General features: G+C 63.9%; 12 protein-coding genes. 5 read left to right on the forward strand and 7 right to left on the reverse strand.

Annotation, left to right across the window (positions count from 1 at the left end):
* The first annotated feature begins 185 nt into the window (after nucleotides 1–185).
* Entirely contained in the window at nucleotides 186–1,349 is a 1,164-nt protein-coding gene (gene nosP / locus H621_RS0120545; RefSeq protein WP_028945176.1) for a nitric oxide-sensing protein NosP, read from the forward strand.
* Nucleotides 1,279–3,849, forward strand: a complete 2,571-nt coding sequence (gene nahK, locus H621_RS0120550; RefSeq protein WP_084168010.1) for a hybrid sensor histidine kinase/response regulator NahK/ErcS' — start codon at nucleotides 1,279–1,281, stop codon at nucleotides 3,847–3,849. Before nosP ends, nahK begins: the two co-directional genes overlap by 71 nt.
* Here nahK and H621_RS0120555 read toward each other — a convergent pair.
* Entirely contained in the window at nucleotides 3,827–4,834 is a 1,008-nt protein-coding gene (locus H621_RS0120555) for an aldo/keto reductase (RefSeq protein ID WP_028945178.1), read from the reverse strand. The two genes, nahK and H621_RS0120555, sit on opposite strands and share 23 nt — an antisense overlap.
* Before the next feature lie 200 nt (nucleotides 4,835–5,034).
* Nucleotides 5,035–6,366: an MFS transporter gene (locus H621_RS0120560; RefSeq protein WP_028945179.1), complete on the reverse strand. Its 1,332-nt coding sequence runs from the start codon at nucleotides 6,364–6,366 to the stop codon at nucleotides 5,035–5,037.
* A gap of 159 nt (nucleotides 6,367–6,525) precedes the next feature.
* Between H621_RS0120560 and H621_RS0120565 the strand changes: the two genes are divergently transcribed.
* Entirely contained in the window at nucleotides 6,526–7,626 is a 1,101-nt protein-coding gene (locus H621_RS0120565; RefSeq protein WP_028945180.1) for a sugar diacid recognition domain-containing protein, read from the forward strand.
* 104 nt (nucleotides 7,627–7,730) lie between these two features.
* Nucleotides 7,731–8,876: a glycerate kinase gene (locus tag H621_RS0120570; protein ID WP_028945181.1), complete on the forward strand. Its 1,146-nt coding sequence runs from the start codon at nucleotides 7,731–7,733 to the stop codon at nucleotides 8,874–8,876.
* Here the strand turns inward: H621_RS0120570 and H621_RS0120575 are convergent.
* The 4 genes from H621_RS0120575 to H621_RS0120590 all read right to left on the reverse strand — a co-directional run bounded on the left by H621_RS0120575 (nucleotide 8,867) and on the right by H621_RS0120590 (nucleotide 15,066).
* Nucleotides 8,867–9,361, reverse strand: a complete 495-nt coding sequence (locus tag H621_RS0120575) for a copper chaperone PCu(A)C (RefSeq protein WP_036990191.1) — start codon at nucleotides 9,359–9,361, stop codon at nucleotides 8,867–8,869. The genes H621_RS0120570 and H621_RS0120575 overlap by 10 nt on opposite strands.
* Nucleotides 9,362–9,397: 36 nt before the next feature.
* Nucleotides 9,398–10,381 carry an SCO family protein gene (locus H621_RS0120580; RefSeq protein ID WP_028945183.1) on the reverse strand — a complete coding sequence of 328 codons (984 nt, stop codon included), beginning with the start codon at nucleotides 10,379–10,381 and terminating at the stop codon, nucleotides 9,398–9,400.
* A 54-nt stretch (nucleotides 10,382–10,435) separates the two neighbouring features.
* A complete protein-coding gene (locus H621_RS0120585) occupies nucleotides 10,436–13,744 on the reverse strand; it encodes an Ig-like domain-containing protein (protein WP_245219115.1) in 3,309 nt (1,102 codons plus the stop codon).
* Between the two features lie 359 nt (nucleotides 13,745–14,103).
* The gene (locus H621_RS0120590; protein WP_028945185.1) at nucleotides 14,104–15,066 is read right to left on the reverse strand and encodes a site-specific integrase; all 963 of its coding nucleotides are present in this window, start codon (nucleotides 15,064–15,066) and stop codon (nucleotides 14,104–14,106) included.
* 336 nt (nucleotides 15,067–15,402) lie between these two features.
* On the opposite strand from H621_RS0120590, the gene H621_RS0120595 reads away from it, so the two are divergent.
* Nucleotides 15,403–16,377: a DNA-binding protein gene (locus tag H621_RS0120595; protein WP_028945186.1), complete on the forward strand. Its 975-nt coding sequence runs from the start codon at nucleotides 15,403–15,405 to the stop codon at nucleotides 16,375–16,377.
* Here H621_RS0120595 and H621_RS0120600 read toward each other — a convergent pair.
* Nucleotides 16,362–16,883 carry a GNAT family N-acetyltransferase gene (locus H621_RS0120600; protein WP_036990193.1) on the reverse strand — a complete coding sequence of 174 codons (522 nt, stop codon included), beginning with the start codon at nucleotides 16,881–16,883 and terminating at the stop codon, nucleotides 16,362–16,364. The two genes, H621_RS0120595 and H621_RS0120600, sit on opposite strands and share 16 nt — an antisense overlap.
* Nucleotides 16,884–16,953: the final 70 nt, after the last annotated feature.

The following is a 16,953-nucleotide window of genomic DNA, read 5'->3' on the forward strand; positions in this document are numbered from 1 at the left end:
CGGCTACAGGGTCCCGGCCTGCAACCGGTAGCCGCTGCCGAGGAACGAGGCCGCGATCGACTGCGCAGCAGTCGCCATCCAGGCACATACAACCAACGACACCCCAACCCACTACCCAAGTAGCATTCGGCCCACCCCCGGGCCGCCCTAGACTGCCTGCATCTTCCAGGGCGGAGCCCGTCGCCATGCAGTCATTTTCCAGCGAAGGCGTGATCAGCGCCGTCTCGCGCGCCAGCGCTGCCGAGCAAGTGGCCCAGGAACTGGCCAGCCAGTTGCTGCACCCGCACCTGGGCTTTGTGTTGTTTTTCTGTTCTGCCAGCTACGACCTGCCATCCCTCGCCCGGGCGTTGCAGCAAAGCTTCGGCGGTATTCGCCTGGCCGGTTGCACCAGCGCGGGTGAGATCACCCCCCAGGGCTACGGCCGGGGCTGCGTGACCGCCCTGGGTTTCGATCACCGACAATTCTCCATTGCCGCCGAACGCATCGATGCCATGGAGCAGTTCAGCCTGTTCCAGGCCCAGGCGATGGTCGAGCGCCTGGTGACGGGCTGTCGCAGCAACAGCCTGGCGCCGATCAAAGGCCACAGCTTCGCCCTGACCCTGCTCGACGGGCTTTCCAGCCGCGAGGAAACCGTGCTTGCCGCCCTGAGCGCCGCCCTCGGAGATATCCCGCATTTCGGCGGCTCGGCCGGAGACGACAACCAGTTGAGCCACACCCATGTGTACTTCGAGGGTGCCTTCCACAGTGGCGCGGCGGTGGTGTTGCTGGTGAACACCGGGCTGGACTTTGAAGTCTTCACCACCCACCACCTCGAACCGCGGGGCGAAAAACTGGTAGTCACCCGCGCCGATCGCCAGTTGCGCCGCGTGCATGAACTCAACGCCGAGCCTGCGGCCGAGGAGTACGCCCGGCTGATCGGCATACCGGTGAGTGAGCTGGATCACCGGATCTTCGCCGCTCACCCCTTGGCAGTGCGGCTCAACCAGCGTTACTACGTGCGGGCGATCCAGCAGGTGCATGACGATCTCAGCTTGAGTTTCTACTGCGCCGTGGAGAACGGCATCGTGCTCACTGCCATGCGTCCAGGGCCGATGCTGGCGAACTTGCACAACCTTTTCGACGGCCTGCAGCAACGCCTGGGGCCTTTGCTGGTGACCATCGGTTGCGACTGCTTTCTGCGTCGCCTGGAGCTTGACGGCAGCGACAACCTGGCCGCCGTCGGTACCTATTTGCGCAGCCAGCAGGTGCTGGGTTTCAACTCCTATGGGGAACAGTTCAATGGCACGCACATCAACCAGACCTTCACCGGCGTTGCCATCGGACGGCCCCGCCAGCGTCTCGAACCTTGAGCTCGAAGCGCTGCGCCACGCCAATCAAAAGCTTGAACGCATCAACGCGGCTCTGATCGAACGCCTGGAGTCCGGGGCGCGTCCCGATGATGCCTATGCCGCGTTCCAGCATTCGGTGGTGCTGGCCGAACAGGTCCGCGAGCGCACCGATGCGCTTAACCAGACCCTGGTCGAGCTCAAGGCCAGCAACCACTTGCTCAGCGACGCCCGCTTGCGCGCCGAGACCGCGCACCAGCACCTGGTCGATGCTATCGAGAGCATCTCCGATGCCTTTGTATTGTTCGACCCGGGCTTGCGCATTGTGCTGTTCAACAGCCGTTTCAAGGCATTCTGGGCCAACAGCCGGATTCGCATCATCAGCGGCATGCGCCTGGCCGAGGTCAAGCGCCTGATGCAAAGCACCGGGCTGTTCAATGAAGAGCAACGCGGCGCCAGTGACGATCACTGGGTCTACCGCTTGCACAACGGTCGCTGGTTGCAGGTCAGCGAACGGCCGACCCGTGACGGCGGGCGGGTCATGCTGTTCACCGACATCACCGAACTCAAGCACAGCGAAACCCGCCGCCGCGAGCAGGCGGTGGCGCAAAAGTCGCACTTGTTGCAACGGGCCGTCGACAACCTGTCCCAGGGCGTGGCCATGGTCAATGCCGAGGGCGTGCTGGAGTTGTGGAACCGGCGGTTTCTCGAACTCAGCGGCCTGGCGCCGATTGCGGCACACCGACCCTTCGCCGAAGTGATTGCCGACAGCGAACTGGCCTTGTTGACGCCCGAGAGTCGCGATGACAACGGTCGCGCTATCCACGAGCGGGAGCAGCGCCTGTATGACGGGCGGATGCTGGAGATTCGCACGCATCCGCTGCCCACCGGCGGCTTCGTCAACACCTTCACCGACATCACCGAGCGCTACCTGCATGCCGAGGCACTGAGCGAGAGCGAGCGCTGGATACGCCTGATCACCGACCATGTGCCGGCGCTGATCGCCTACCTCAATGCCGAACTGGTCTACGAGTTCACCAACCAGGTGTACGAGCAATGGTACTGCTGGCCGCGCGGGGTGATGCTGGGGCAGAACCTGCGCGAGGTACACAGCCCCGCGCATTACCTGCGCCTGGAAGGCTACATTGCCAGGGCGCTGGGCGGGGAAAGCGTGACATTCGAGTGCGCCGAGACCCACGTCAACGGCCAGGAGCGCTATATGCTGCGCTCCTATGTACCCAACCGTGCCGCCAGCGGCGAAGTCGTGGGGATCTTCGTGCTCATCCGCGACATCACCGAGCGCCGGCGCACCGCCGAAGCCCTGCACCAGGCCTACCAGAACCTTGAGGTGCGGGTGCGTGAACGTACCGCCGAACTGACTCGCGCCAAGCAGGAGGCCGAGCAGGCCAACCTGTCCAAGACCAAGTTTCTCGCCGCCGTCAGCCATGACCTGCTGCAACCGCTGAATGCTGCGCGGTTGTTCACCAGTGCCTTGCTCGAACAGCAGAGTGCCAATCCTGCCCTGGTGCGTAGTGTCAGCCACTCCCTGGACGATGTGGAAAGCCTGCTCGGTACCTTGGTCGATATCTCCAAACTGGATGCGGGGGTGATCAAGGCGGACCTGGCCACCTTCGCACTGGGCGACTTGCTCGACAATCTGGCCACCGAATTTGCCCACGCCGCCAGCAATGAGGGGCTGCGCCTGGCCTATCGCCCCTGCAGCCTGTTTGTGCGCAGCGATGTCCAGTTGCTGGCGCGGATCTTGCGCAACCTGTTGAGCAATGCCATCCGCTATACCCCGAGCGGCCGCGTGTTGCTCGGATGCCGGCGTCGCAGGGGGAGCGTATGGATAGAGGTCTGGGACACTGGCATTGGCATTGCCGAAGACAAACGTGAAGAGATCTTCCAGGAGTTCAAGCGTGGTGATGTGCAGCGGCCGGATCAGGACCGCGGCCTGGGGCTGGGGCTGGCCATTGTCGAGAAAATTGCCGGCATTCTCAGCCACCGCCTGCAATTGCGCTCGGTGCCGGGCAAAGGCTCGGTGTTTGCCCTGGAGGTGCCGTGCAGTCGCCAGGTAAGCCGTTCAATTCACACGGCGCCACGGGTAGAGCCGCTGGGTGAGCGACTGGTGGGGGCGCGGATCTGGGTGCTGGATAACGACAAGGCCATCTGCACGGCCATGGCCACGCTGCTGGAGCAATGGGGCTGTGAAGTGGTCGTCGCCCTGAGCGAGCAGGACCTGGCCCGGCAAGTGGCGATCAATACGGCCGTGGCCGATGTGCTGATTGCCGACTACCACCTGGACGGCGGGCGCACGGGTATCGATGCGGTGGCGGCGATCAATGCCCAGCGTCGAACGCCGCTGCCGGCATTGATGATCACAGCCAACTACAGCAACGAACTCAAGCAGCAGGTGCGCGAGCGGGGCCACACGTTGCTGCACAAACCTGTGCGTCCAATGAAGCTCAAGGCGGCCATCAGCCACCTGATCGGCGGTGAAGTCAACGTGGCAGGCGCCCGCTGACAAAGTGGGCGACATCGTTGTAGCCGTGGGTGGAAGCGTGGCCGGGGGGCACTAGCGCGTCGACGAAGGCTTCGTCTTCGGCGCTGATCTTCACCTGCAGTGCACCGCTGTAGGTGTCCCACTGGGCCTGGGTGCGCGGGCCGACGATAGCCGAGCTGACCAGTTGGTTGTTGAGGACCCAGGCAATCGCGAACTCGACCATGCCCACACCTTTTTCCTGGGTGTAGGCGTGGATCTTCTGGGCGATGGCCAGCGACTCGGGGCGCCATTCGGTTTCCAGGATGCGTTTGTCCTGGCGCCCGGCGCGGCTGTTGGCGTCAGGGGCTGCGTCGGGTGCGTACTTGCCGCTGAGGACACCGCGGGCCAGGGGGCTGAAGGGCACGACGCCCAGGCCGTGATACGCCGCGGCCTGCAACTGCTCGGTTTCGGCCTGACGGTTGACGATGTTGTACAGCGGCTGGCTGACCACGGGCTTGGCGACGCCCAGGTGCTCGGCCACATTGCAGATCTCGGCAATGCGCCAGCCGCGGAAATTGGACACGCCCCAGTGGCGAATCTTGCCCTGGCGCAGCAGCTCACCCATGGCGGTGACGGTAACCTCGAGCGGCGTGCCGTGGTCTTCGCGGTGCAGGTAGTAGATATCCAGGTAGTCGGCGCCCAGACGGGTCAGGCTGGCCTCGATGGCATTGAAGATATGCTTGCGGTTCAGGCCGCTGCGGTTGGGGATGCCCTCGGCGGCGCCGAAGCCGACCTTGCTGGCCAGCACCCAGTCGTGGCGGTTGCGAGCGATGGCCTCACCGACGATTTCCTCGCTGCGCCCGGCGTTGTAGACGTCGGCGGTGTCGATGAAGTTGATGCCCTGATCCCAGGCCTTGGCGATGATGCGCAGCGAATCTTCAGGGCGGGTCTGTTCGCCGAACATCATGCTGCCCAGGGTCAGGGCAGACACCTGCAGGCCGCTGCGGCCCAGTGGACGGTAGATCATGATCGTGTATCCCGTGGCGGTTTGGATCCGGTCTGTTCTACACAGGATTGAGGGGGTTATCCATCCCGGCGTTTCGCTCCCACCTGGCGACTGCAGTGCAGTCGATCGCAGCTTCGTTCGTCGGCAGCGGCAACAGGTTGCCCGTGTAGCCGCTGGCGACAGCCTGCGATCGACCGCGCAGCGGTCGTGGTTCAAGGCAGTTACCGTTGCTCGGCCAGGGCTGGGGAGGTGCGTGTGCGCGACACGCGCAGCGCCACCAGGCTACCCACCACGATCAACCCCGCCAGCGAGTACAACGCTGCATCGGTCGAGCCCGTCTGGTCCTTGATGAAGCCCACCAGGTAAGGACTCAGGAACCCCGCCATCTGCCCCACCGAGTTGATGATGGCCAGGCCTGCCACCGCTGTACCGGCGCTGAGCAGGGCGGTCGGCATCGGCCAGAACATCGGCAGGCCGGTGAGGGCGCCCATGGTGGCGATGCTCAAGCCGAGGATGGCGATCACCGGACTATGAGCGAAGTTGACGGCAATCAGCAAACCCAGGGCGCCCATCAGCATGGGGACCACCAAGTGCCAGCGGCGCTCGTTGCGCAGGTCTGCCGAACGGCCCACCAGCAGCATGAACACGCCGGCCAGCAGGTACGGAATGGCGCTCAACCAGCCGATCAGCAGGGCATCGCTGAAGCCCAGGCTCTTGATGATCGAGGGTAGCCAGAAGTTGATCGCATACACGCCGCTCTGGATGCAGAAGTACACGAAGCCGAAGGTCCAGATCATCGGATTGGTGAACACCGACAGCAGGGTGTCGCTGGTGGTCACGGGCTTGCTGGCCGCATCGATCGCCAGGTCGTGCTTGATGATCTCGCGCTCGGCCGGGCTCAGCCATTTGGCTGTGGCGTAGCCGTCGCTGAGCAGGAATACCGCCATGAAACCCAGCAGCACGGTCGGCAGGCCCTGGATCAGGAACATCCACTGCCAGCCGGCCAGGCCATGTTGGCCGGCGGCGAAGTGGTTGAGGATCCAGCCGGAGAACGGTCCGCCCAACAGGCCCGAAACCGGGATCGCCGACATGAACAGCGCCATGATCCGCCCGCGACGGGTAGCCGGGAACCAGCGCGAGAGGTACAGCACGATGCCGGGGAAGAAGCCCGCTTCGGCCGCACCGGTAAACAGGCGCAGCACGTAGAACTCCATGGGCGTGGTGACGAACAGCAGGCAGGTCGACAACGTCCCCCAGGCGATCATCATCAACGCAATCCAGCGCCGCGGGCCGAAGCGGTTGAGCGCCAGGTTGCTGGGCAGGCCACAGAGGACGTAGCCGATGAAGAAGATCCCGGCGCCGAGGCCGTAGATGGTTTCACTGAACTTCAGTGCGTCGAGCATCTGCAACTTGGCAAAGCCAACGTTGACCCGGTCCAGGTAGTTGAACAGGTAGCAGATGAAGATGAAGGGGATCAGCCGCAAGGTGATGCGCCGATACAGCGCGTTGCGGGTGTCGTCTTGGCCTTGGTCAGGGGCAGGGCTGTATGACATGATTTGCTCTCTGTTGTTATGTTTATCACAGCAACCTTCGTCGAGGCGGCTTGCGATGAGTCTCGGTGAGCGGACCGTGGCTGTCTTTGTGCTTTTGCACAGCATTTTCAGCGGCCTGCTGTGCCGCGGACCAATCATTGCGACAACAAGGATCCTCCCATGTTCGAGCTGGACCATGACCTGGCGCAAGATATCGTCGATCGGGCGATGGCCATTCTGCCCTGCAACGTCAACGTCATGGACAGCCAGGGCCTGATCCTGGGCAGTGGCGAACCGGAGCGTATCAATACCCGCCACGAAGGGGCGCAGCTGGTATTGGCCAATGGTCGGATTGTCGAGCTCGATGCCGAGGCCGCCAAGTGCCTCAAGGGCGTACAGCCGGGCGTCAACCTGCCGCTGCTGCTCGACGGCCGATTGATCGGCGTGCTGGGCCTGACCGGCGACCCCCAGCAACTGCGCACCTATGCCGAACTGGTGCGCATGACTGCAGAAATGCTCCTCGCCCAACGTTATCTGCAAGTCGAGCAGCAGTGGCGGCGGCAACGCTGCGATGACCTGCTGGCCTTGCTCCTGGGCGGTACCGGCGATTCGCCACGGCTGGTGGATGAAGCCCGGCAACTGGGGCTCAAGCCACAGTTGCCGCGCATTCCCTGCCTGTTCGAGCTGGCTGCCGGTCCGGGCGCCGAGACCTTGGCCAGTTGGTTGATGAGCCGTTACCCAGACAGCTGGTGCGTCAGCCCCGCCCGACAGTCGTTGCTCTGGTGTCGGCCCGCCAGCGTGGCCCTGGATGAGGCGCGGTTGCTGGAAAAGCTGCAGCGTCACGGCTGGGAGGTGCAGCGCCTGGCCTGCGGCGGTGCTGCACAAAGCCCGGAACAGCTGCGCCGAGGCTATCGACGGGTGCGCGACCTGCAAGCTTATGGGCGCGAGGTATTGCCCACCGAACGCATTCTCACGCTTTCGCGTTATCGCCTGCCGGCGCTGTTGTGGCGCCATCGCAACGACGACACCCTGGATGAATTGCTCGAGCCGCTGCAGCGCATTCGCGCCAAGGACAGCAGCGGCCAGTTGCTGGCAACCCTGCGCGCCTGGTGCAACCACGACGGCCAGAGCCAGGCGTGTGCCGATGCCCTGGGTATTCACCGTAACAGTTTGCGCTATCGCCTGGAGCGCATTGCCGAATTGAGCGAGGTCGATCCGCTGCGTCTCGAAGGGCTGCTCAGTCTGTACCTGGGCCTGCAATTGCTGCCCGCCGACAGCTGATTGGGCAAAGTGACCAAAGCCCGGGCACTGCCTTTGTGCATCCGACCGAGGCTCTCGCGTTACCCAGCTGTCAGCATGCAGCGATCTGGAGCAGGAGAATCACAATGAAAATCGTCATCGCCCCCGACTCGTTCAAGGACAGCCTCAGCGCCGAAGGGGTGGCCGATGCCATTGCCCTGGGCCTGGCGCAGGTTTGGCCCGATGCGCACTTGGTGAAATGCCCGATGGCCGACGGGGGTGAAGGCACGATGGAGGCGATCGTGGCGGCATGCGCCGGCGAGTTGCGCAGCCTGCAGGTACGGGGGCCGTTGGCCGAGCCTGTGCATGCTGGTTGGGGCTGGTTGGCGGACTCTCGCACTGCAATTATCGAGATGGCCCAGGCCAGCGGCCTGCAGTTATTGGGCCTGGCGCAGCGCGATGCCTGCCGCAGCAGCACTTACGGCACCGGTCAGTTGATTGGCGCCGCCCTCGACGCCGGCGCCCGGCGCATCATCCTGGCCATCGGCGGCAGTGCCACCAACGATGCGGGCAGCGGCATGCTGCGTGCGCTTGGGGTACGAATGTTCGATGCCCAGGGAGCGGAGCTCGTCGAGGGCGGCCTGGCGCTGGCCCGCCTGGCCCGCCTGGATGCCAGCGGTCTTGATCCGCGCCTGGCGCAGGTGCAGCTGGAAGTGGCGGCAGACGTCGACAATCCCTTGTGTGGCGCCAATGGTGCCTCGGCGATTTTCGGGCCACAGAAAGGTGCCAGTGCCGGGCAAGTACAAGCCCTTGACCATGCCCTGGGGCATTTTGCCGACCACTGCGCGCAGTGCCTGGGGCAGGACGTGCGTGACTTTCCGGGTTGCGGCGCCGCCGGCGGCATGGGCTTTGCGGCCAAGGCCTTTATGCAGGCGGCATTCCGCCCCGGTATCGAGGTGGTTGCAGAACTCGCCGGGCTGGAGCAGGCAGTGCAGGGCGCCGACCTGGTGATCACCGGCGAGGGGCGTTTCGATGCGCAGACCCTGCGCGGCAAAACACCGTTCGGCGTTGCCCGTGTCGCCCGGCGTCACGCGGTGCCGGTGGTGGTGATTGCCGGAACCCTGGGTGAAGGCTATGAGCAGCTCTATGCCCACGGCATCGATGCTGCCTTTGCCCTGACCAATGGGCCGATGAGCCTTGAGCAGGCCTGCGCCCAGGCAGCGCCGCTACTGCAGGCGCGGGCGCAAGACATCGCCCGCCTGTGGCGCTGCGCGGGCACCCCTCAGGGTTGAGCCAGGCCGCCGCGGTGACCGCTGTGGTCACCGTGGCTGGCCTGGGTGTCGGCAGGCTGGACCTTCACCAGCACCTCGACCTTGCCGGCATTCTTGAACTCCAGCGTCAGGGGGAACTGCTCACCGGCCTTCAATGGCTGTTCCATGCCCGACAACATCACATGGTTGGCACCAGGCTGGAAAGTCACCTCGCCATGGGCGGGAATCGCCAGGGCGGGAGCGTGGTGCATTGGCATCAGGCCGTCGCTGGAAGACTGCACATGGATCATCGACTTCTGCGCACGCGGGCTGCTGGCGCCGACCAGTTCATCGGCCTGGCTGCCGGTGTTGTGCACGGTGAAATAGGCCGCGCCACCGAGTAGCCCGGCGGGCAGCTCCCGCGACCAGGGTTGCTCGATCAGCAGTGCGCCGGCTTTGTATTCCTGGGCAAGGGCCGGTACAGCACACACCATCAGCGCGGTCAGCGCAAACACTCGAATGTTCATGGCCAGCTCCTTGTCGTCAGCGGCGTAAAAAGGGGGCTATTGGACGCTTGCCTGCTGAACCGGCTGCAAACGGTCGGTCTCTTCCTGCAGATAGCCCAGCACGGCGGCAATCTCCAGCTCGCCCAGGCGCAGGTTGGGCATCGCCAGGCGGTTGTACTGCTCATACAAGGTCATGGCCAACGGGTCTTTCTCGGCCAGCATCACATCCGGCTCCTTGAGCCAGCGCTTGAGCCAGGCCGGGTCGCGCTGGCGGTTCACCCCCAGCAGGTCCGGGCCGATGCTGCGCCTGCCGGCATGCTGGGTGTCGCCCAGGGTGTGGCAGGAGGAGCAGCGGGTGCGGTAGATCTGCTCGCCCGCGCTGGGTGGACGAATGGTGGTCGCCTGGGCCTGGTTGTTGGTCTGGGTGCTGGCCAGCTTCCAGTTGTGCAGGCTTTTGCCCAGGCGGTCGGCGAGCACGTAGGGGTTCTCGAAGGGCGAGGCTTTCATCCAGCGGCCAGTGCCCTGGTTGCCGATAATCAGGCTCAGGTTGTGGTCCTTGGTGTTGCCGTCGTCCACGCCCTTGATGAACAGGCCCAGCGATTGGCGCAATTGACTGATGTCGTCCTTGCGCCCAGAGAGGAACTGCCAGCCAGGACCCACCTGGAATTTGCCGGCGTACTGCTTGAGGGTTTCCGGTGTATCGGTCTCCGGGTCGATGCTGATCGAGTAGAAGAACACATCGCGCCCGACCCGCTCGCCCAGCAGCTTCTGGACCTGGCGCAGGCGTGCGGTTTCCAGTGGGCAGGAGTCGGTGCAGGAAGTGAAGATAAAGTTGATCGCCACCACCTTGTCCTTGATCAGGTCGTCGAAGAAGCGCACCGACTGCCCGTCCTGGTTGATCAGCACGGTATTGGGAAAGTAGTTCTCGCCCCACTGTTGCGCCGGGTCGCTGTCGGGCACTGCCGCCGATGCCCACTGGGCACTGCACAACGTCAACAGCAGCAAGCAGCAGCGCAGTGTCGCAGAGGTTTGCCTGCCCATGCCTCTATCTCCTAAAGGCCCCCGTCCAGCCTGCCGGACGGGGGCGGGGTGGTTTCAACGTACGGTGACAGGCACCGTGACGGCCTTGCCGTTGACCGGCTTGATCGTCACGGTCGGCGGCTGCGCGGGTGCGCTGCCGGTGGTAGTGGCCGACAGGCGCCAGGTGCCGCCCACCAGTACCGAGGCGGTGCCCAGGCTCAACGGGCCGTCGACCATCGCAGCGGTGATCGCCAGGGTGTCGCCGATTTTCAGCGCGCTGGTGCCCATCAGGTCCCAGGTGTAGCGGTTGCCGCTGCGTACCGTGGCCTTGGCGCTGGTGACCTTGATGTTCTGGTCTACCTCCACGGGCGCTGGTGCAACCGCGACGCTGACCTGGCCGGCCAGCTTGGAGATGGCCCCCCGGGCGTCCTTGACCTTGTAGTCGAAGGTCGTGGTGTAGGCGTCGGTGACCGTCGCAGGCGGGGTGAACGTCACCCGGGTACCGTCGGTGCTGACACTGCCGGTGCCCGAGTCGGGCTGCTCCAGGCTGACCACCGCCAACGGCAGGTCGCCATCCGGGTCGCTGTCGTTGGCCAGCACATTGAGGGTGATCGGGCTGCCAGCCTTGGTGGCGCCGCTGTCATTGGTCGCCACCGGCAACTGATTGGGCTTGTCGTCATCGGGGTCCTCGGGGCCACCGTCGTCATCGTCCTTGTCACGGAACGACGGCAGCGCGGCAGAGGCGATGAACTCGACCCCGTCCCAGGTGGGCATGGGCGAAGGCATCAACTGCAATTGCCCCGGGTGCTCCAGGTCGAATCGCAGCAGCATGGAGTTGTCTTCGTGCTGGGTGTTGTGACAGTGCTCCATGAAGGTCCCGGCGAACTCGCGAAAGCGGATGGCCATCTGCACCTCTTCGGAGCTGTCCACCTCGGGGCCGACGCGGTAGAGGTCCTTGCGTGCCCATTTTTCCCATTCCGGCGGCTTCTTGCCGTCGCGATTGAGGATCACCCCTTCTTCGAAGTGCACATGCACTGGGTGGCTCCAGCCATTGCCGCCGTTCTTGATCGTCCACACCTCGAGGGTGCCGTCGCCGCCATAGCCGGCATCGGTCGGGCCGTTGGCCAGCTGCGGCGCGGCGGTAATGCGCCGGGGGTCCATGGAGTAGCCAAAGCCGCCGTCGGTCTTGATCGTCCAGGGGGCCGTATCGGTGCCGTCGGAGCGGCCGAACTCGAAGCTGCGATGCCGGGCCAGCTTGAGCTTGGCCTGCATGGTCGCATCGTCACGGTTGATGGTCAGCGGGATCATGGTCTTGCCAGCCGGCTTACCCGGTTTGGCCGGCTCGTACGCGACCGGGTCCATGCTGGGGTCCTGGCCGCTGTAAGCCTTGACGTTCAGTTGCAGGAACTTGCCCACCACCGGGTCGCCATCGCGCCAGCGTGGGCCTTTGCTGGTCTGGTCGATCACCGCCTTGTACTTCTCCGACAGCACATCGGCCAGCGACACCGCCTCCTTGCTGGGGCCTTTGCCGGTGTCGTGTTCCATCAGGTTGACGAAGAAGATCTTGTCACCGGCTTTGATGCCGTTCTTGCTGAAGTTGATGATGATGTCGTAGCGCTCGGCGATGGCCATGGTCGGCAGGATGCCGTTGTCATCCTTGAGGTCGCCATTGCCGTTGAGGTCCATGCTGCCGTCGAACGGGATGGCGTGTTCCATGAGGTTGCCGTCGTTGGCGATCATGTGGAACGGTACCCGTACATACGAAACACCGGAGCCCTGCGGCCCACGGAACTCGCCACTGGTGCCCTGGACTTCGCGCACCACGGCGATCTTCATGTAGCGCGACACAGAACCATTGAGGATGCGGAAGCGATAGCTGCGTGCGCGCACATCGAAGTAGGGCTTGTACAACCAGTTGACCATCATCTGGTCGCCGATGAAGCCGTCGATGTTGAAGGGGTTGAACCACAACTGGCCGGTCTGGTCCCAGGCCTTGTCGGCAAAGGTCAGGTTGACGTCATAGTCGCGGTTGCCCCAGGGCAGTGCCGAGCCGCTGGGCAGGCGCAGGTTGACGCCGTCCTCGAAGGTCTCGTTGCCGCGGTCGATGGCACTGTAGTAGTTCATCATCGCCGCGTTGCCCTTGTAGACGTTGTGGGCGGTGAAATCGAGCATGTGGTCGTGGAACCAGTGGGTGCTCATGGTCTCGCGCCAGTCACCGCGAATCTTGATGCTGCCGTTCTCGCAGCTTTTCAGCCCCGGGCTCGCGTCGTTGACCCAGAGTGTTTCGCCAGGCGCGCAAGGGAAGGCTGCGCGGGGGTCCTTGGCGTCGGTGTTGATGGTGTCGTAGCCGGCCAGTTGTACGGGCCAGCGGTAGTCGTAGTACTGGCCGGGAAAGAAAAACGCGTTGGCATAGCCATCGCTTTCGGCCGGGGAGTGGCCGTTGTGCTCGTGGGTGCTGAGGGTGTGCAGGCCGAAGCCGCCGTTGGCCGCCGGGTCGATGGGCAGGCCGTTGTAGTGGCGCATCAGCACCGGCTGGCCATAGCGCACCATGAGCAGCTTGGGCGGCAGGGTGCCGTCGAAGGTCCACAGGTTCTTGTGGTCCTGGATCGGCATGGTGGGGTGAAAACGGATCTCGATGCCCTTGGTCGAACCCTTGGTGGCCGTGACACCGGCGGTATTGTTGTAGAGCCCGTCGGGGCCGAACTCGCCCTTGCTGTAGCCGTGCATCTGCCTGCTGTCACGCAGCCCCTTGTTCACCCGTGCACCCACTTGCGCGGTCTTTACCGAAGCTTGCGGGTAGAACTCGTTCCAGCGCTGGTGCGACCAGCCCTTTCCGGGTGGCCGTCCTTCCGCGGGCGAACCGACCGGCTGGCGGTTGAGGAAGGTTTCGATCTGCGCTTTCCAGGGGTTGCGATCCAGCACGTTGGCGTACTGGGTCGGGAAGGGGTACAGCCCGGGCTGACGCAAAAAGGCTTCAAGCGCGGGACTGGCAGGGCCGCTGCGGGCGACGCTGTTGGGGTCTTGTTCGGGGGCAGCCCCCACAGTGGGGACCGGGAAAGGCAACGTGCCGGCCTCGACGGTGGGGTCGAGTTTCTCGGTACCGAATTCTTCGTACAGCAGCATTTGCTGGGTAAAGGGCTGGGCCCCGAACAGCGGGCTGGCTTTGCCGTTGGTGGGGTAATTGAACGAGGTTTGCTGGGACGGCGGCAGGGTATTTTCCGTGCGCGGGGTGTTGCGGTCGCCCCATGTGCCGTTGGGCAGGGCCAAGGAACCGTGGTTGCCTTCGGGCAAAAGCTTGAGTTCATCCAGGGCGGCCTGCACGTCAGTGCGTGGCTGGGTGTAGGCCGAAGGGTCGGTGGGTGAGGGCGGGCTTACGTCGTCCATAGGGGCCGCAGTGGCGGTGACGGCACTGAATGTGCCCAGCAATACCGGCAGTACGCCCGGCTGCCTGAGAAAGAAGAGCGATGAACGACGCTTGGAGAACTGATGCATAGCGCTTACCCCGATCCGTACCGTGGGCTGCTTCAGGCCAGCCCGAAGAAATAGCCATTGGCCACTTACGTTGGGCTTATCGCAAAAGTTGAGCCAACCGGCAAACGCGCCGCCGCCTGTAATAAAAATGTCTTTTATTCAGTGACTTGGGTACAGAGTTGAGGCAATCGATAGTGCAGTAATTATTAGGGTGGGTGTATTTCCCCTAAAGTGGGATCCAACTTTCCCCGTTTGAGCCGATGGTTGGGGAATCAGAGCGGGTCGGCCGGCCCGAGGAGGGAGGGGGTGGCGCCTTCAAGCACGGCCAGTTCGCCGAACGACGCCGAGGCATCGATATAGCGCAACGCCGACTTGGCGTCTTTCCAGCCCACGTGATTCATCAGCGCCTTGAGCTCCCAGCCATTGCTGGTCGCCCAGGTGGCAAAGCCCCGGCGCAAGGAGTGGCCGGTATATAAGGAAGCCGGCACGCCCCCACGTTCAAGGATGCGCCGCAGCAGGGCGATAAGGCTATTGCTGTTGAGCGCCTGATCGCCGAGGTTGCCCCAGCGGTCGAGCTTGCGAAACACCGGGCCATGGGCGATGCCTGCCACTTCGATCCATTGCAGGTAGGCCTGAACCGGACACAGCACTTTCAAGGCCGGAGCCTGGTGCCGTACACCCAGTGCCTGACGGTCGCCCTTGCTGCGCGGGAGGTAGATCGACATGCCACGGCCGGCCTGCGCCTGAATATGTTCCACCTGCAAACGCGCCAGTTCATCGCCGCGAAACCCGCGCCAGAAGCCGATCAGCAGCAGAGCCACATCACGGCGCGCGCGCAGTAGCGCGGGGAGGTCGTGCTGCTGCCGGGCCTGGCCGGCCTCGGTCTCCAGCACGGCGACGGCCTGTTGCAGGTGCTGGATCTGCAACGCTGCGGCCTGGCGGGGTTCGGCGGGGTGCAAGGTGCGGATGCCCTTGAGCACCTGGCGCACCATCGGTGCCTTGGTGGGGTCCGGGAAACCCTGGCTCACATGCCATTGTCCCAGCGCTGCCAGGCGTTGCTTGAGGGTGTTGATCGAATGGCTCGCGGCGTGATCGACCAGGTAGCGGGCAATGCTGTCGGCGGTGGCGGGCAGGAACCCGCCCCAACTCACCTCGAAGTGCTCGACGGCGGCCTGATAGCTGCGCCGGGTGTTGTCCCGGGTGGCGGCCTGCAGGTAGCGCTCGATGGTATTCATTGCCGGCCTTTTGAACGTGGTGTGCAAGGTGCGCATTGTAACGCAGCTGTGTTGCGCCGCACGCCGCACGCCGCTTCCGCCTTCGGGATTGGGAGCCGCACGACATCGACGAATCCGAAGATGCTTGCAGCGGCGCCATGTCTTCCGGGTGATAAAGCCCCCGAGCACCTGGCTTCGACCTCCCTTCAGCGACTGTTTAGCGCCAATTTTGCCCTTCAAATGCGATAAGCCGCGATTATTCAATCTTAAGGGATGCTTTTTCAGGCATCATTTTTTTCGTTGAGATACCATGTAAAAACATAGTACGTACCACAATACGAAATCGTAGGAGCAACCATGGCACGTGGCGGTATCAACAAGGCAATCGTGCAGAAGGCACGCCAAACGCTGCTGGCACGTGGCGTACACCCGAGCATCGACGCGGTACGTATCGAACTGGGCAATACGGGCTCGAAAACCACCATTCACCGCTACCTCAAAGAGCTCGACAGCCAGCACCCGGCAGCTGCGCCGATGAGTGCGCCGAGCCTGAGCGGTGCACTGGCGACGCTGGTCGAGCAGTTGTCCGAACAATTGCGCGAAGAGGGGGAGGCGCGCATCGAAGAGGCGCACGGTGCGTTCCAGGCCGAGCGCGAGACGCTCCTGGCCCAGGTGAAGATCAGCCAGCAAGCGCTGGCGGCGCTGCAGCAGCAACATGAAATCCAGACCGCCGCGCTGGCCGCACAGTCAGAAGAGCTCGCTACCACCCGCAGCAGCCTGCAGACCGAACACACCCGCAACGCCACGCTCAATCAGGCCGTCGGCGAGCTCAATGTGCGCCTGGCCGACAAGGACGAGCAGATCGCCTCGCTCGAAGAAAAACACCAGCATGCCCGTGACGCCCTGGAGCATTACCGCAGTGCCAGCCGTGAACAGCGCGAGCAGGAGCAGCGACGGCATGAAGGGCAGGTACAGCAACTTCAGGTCGAGCTGCGTCAGTTGCAGCAGACGCTGATCGTCAAGCAAGACGAGTTGACCCGCCTGAACCGCGACAACGAAGGCCTGCTGGTACAGATCCGCACGCTCAAGGACGCCCAGCGCACGCTCAAGACCCAGAACGACCGGCGCCAGGCGCAGATCCAGGGGCTGGAGGTGAACCTGGCGCAGCTCGATGGCTCGCGCAACGAGCTGGAGAAACAGAATCAGAACCTGGCGCTGAGCCTTGCGGAGCGGGTGACCGAGTTGCGTCAGCAACTGCAATTGATCGGCAAGCTGGAGGCGCAGCTGCGCCAGGCCGAAAAGGCGGTGCTAGCGGTTCAGGAGACGCCCTGAAGGTCCAGGCGCATGGCGCAGCGATTGCGCAGGCCGTGGGTGTGTTCCGCCGCCAGCTGGCGCTGCAGAAAGTTGCTGCAGCGTTCGGCGGTTAACCGCTCGAACCCCAGGCGCGCATAGAACGGTGCATTCCACGGCACTTGGGCGAAAGTGGTCAGGGTCAGTGCAGCAAACCCATTCGCCCTAGCCCAGTCGGCAGCCGTGCCGATCAACTGGCGCCCCAGCCCTCGGCCTTGTGCGGCCTGATCCACCGACAGTTCGACGATGTGCCAGTCGTCGCCGCAATCCTGGCCACACAGAAAACCCAGCGGACGGTCCCGGGCATCGACGGCCACCCATTCGCGTTGGGTGAGCAAGAAGGCCATGTGCTGGTCGGCAGCGATCACTGGGCTGCTGGCAAGGTATTCCAGCCCGGGGACAGCCGCGAAGGATTGCGCCGCCGCACGTTCGACGGCAGGCAGCAAGGAGGCGTCAGCAGGGAGGGCGAGGCGAATGGTGATCGTCATGGCGTACGAGTTTGAACAATGGGCAATTCACAGGTCAAGCCTGCCCACCGCAGAGCACAAAACCTGTAGG

Origin of the sequence: Pseudomonas vranovensis DSM 16006, assembly GCF_000425805.1 — a bacterium.
Classification (GTDB): Bacteria; Pseudomonadota; Gammaproteobacteria; order Pseudomonadales; family Pseudomonadaceae; genus Aquipseudomonas; species Aquipseudomonas vranovensis.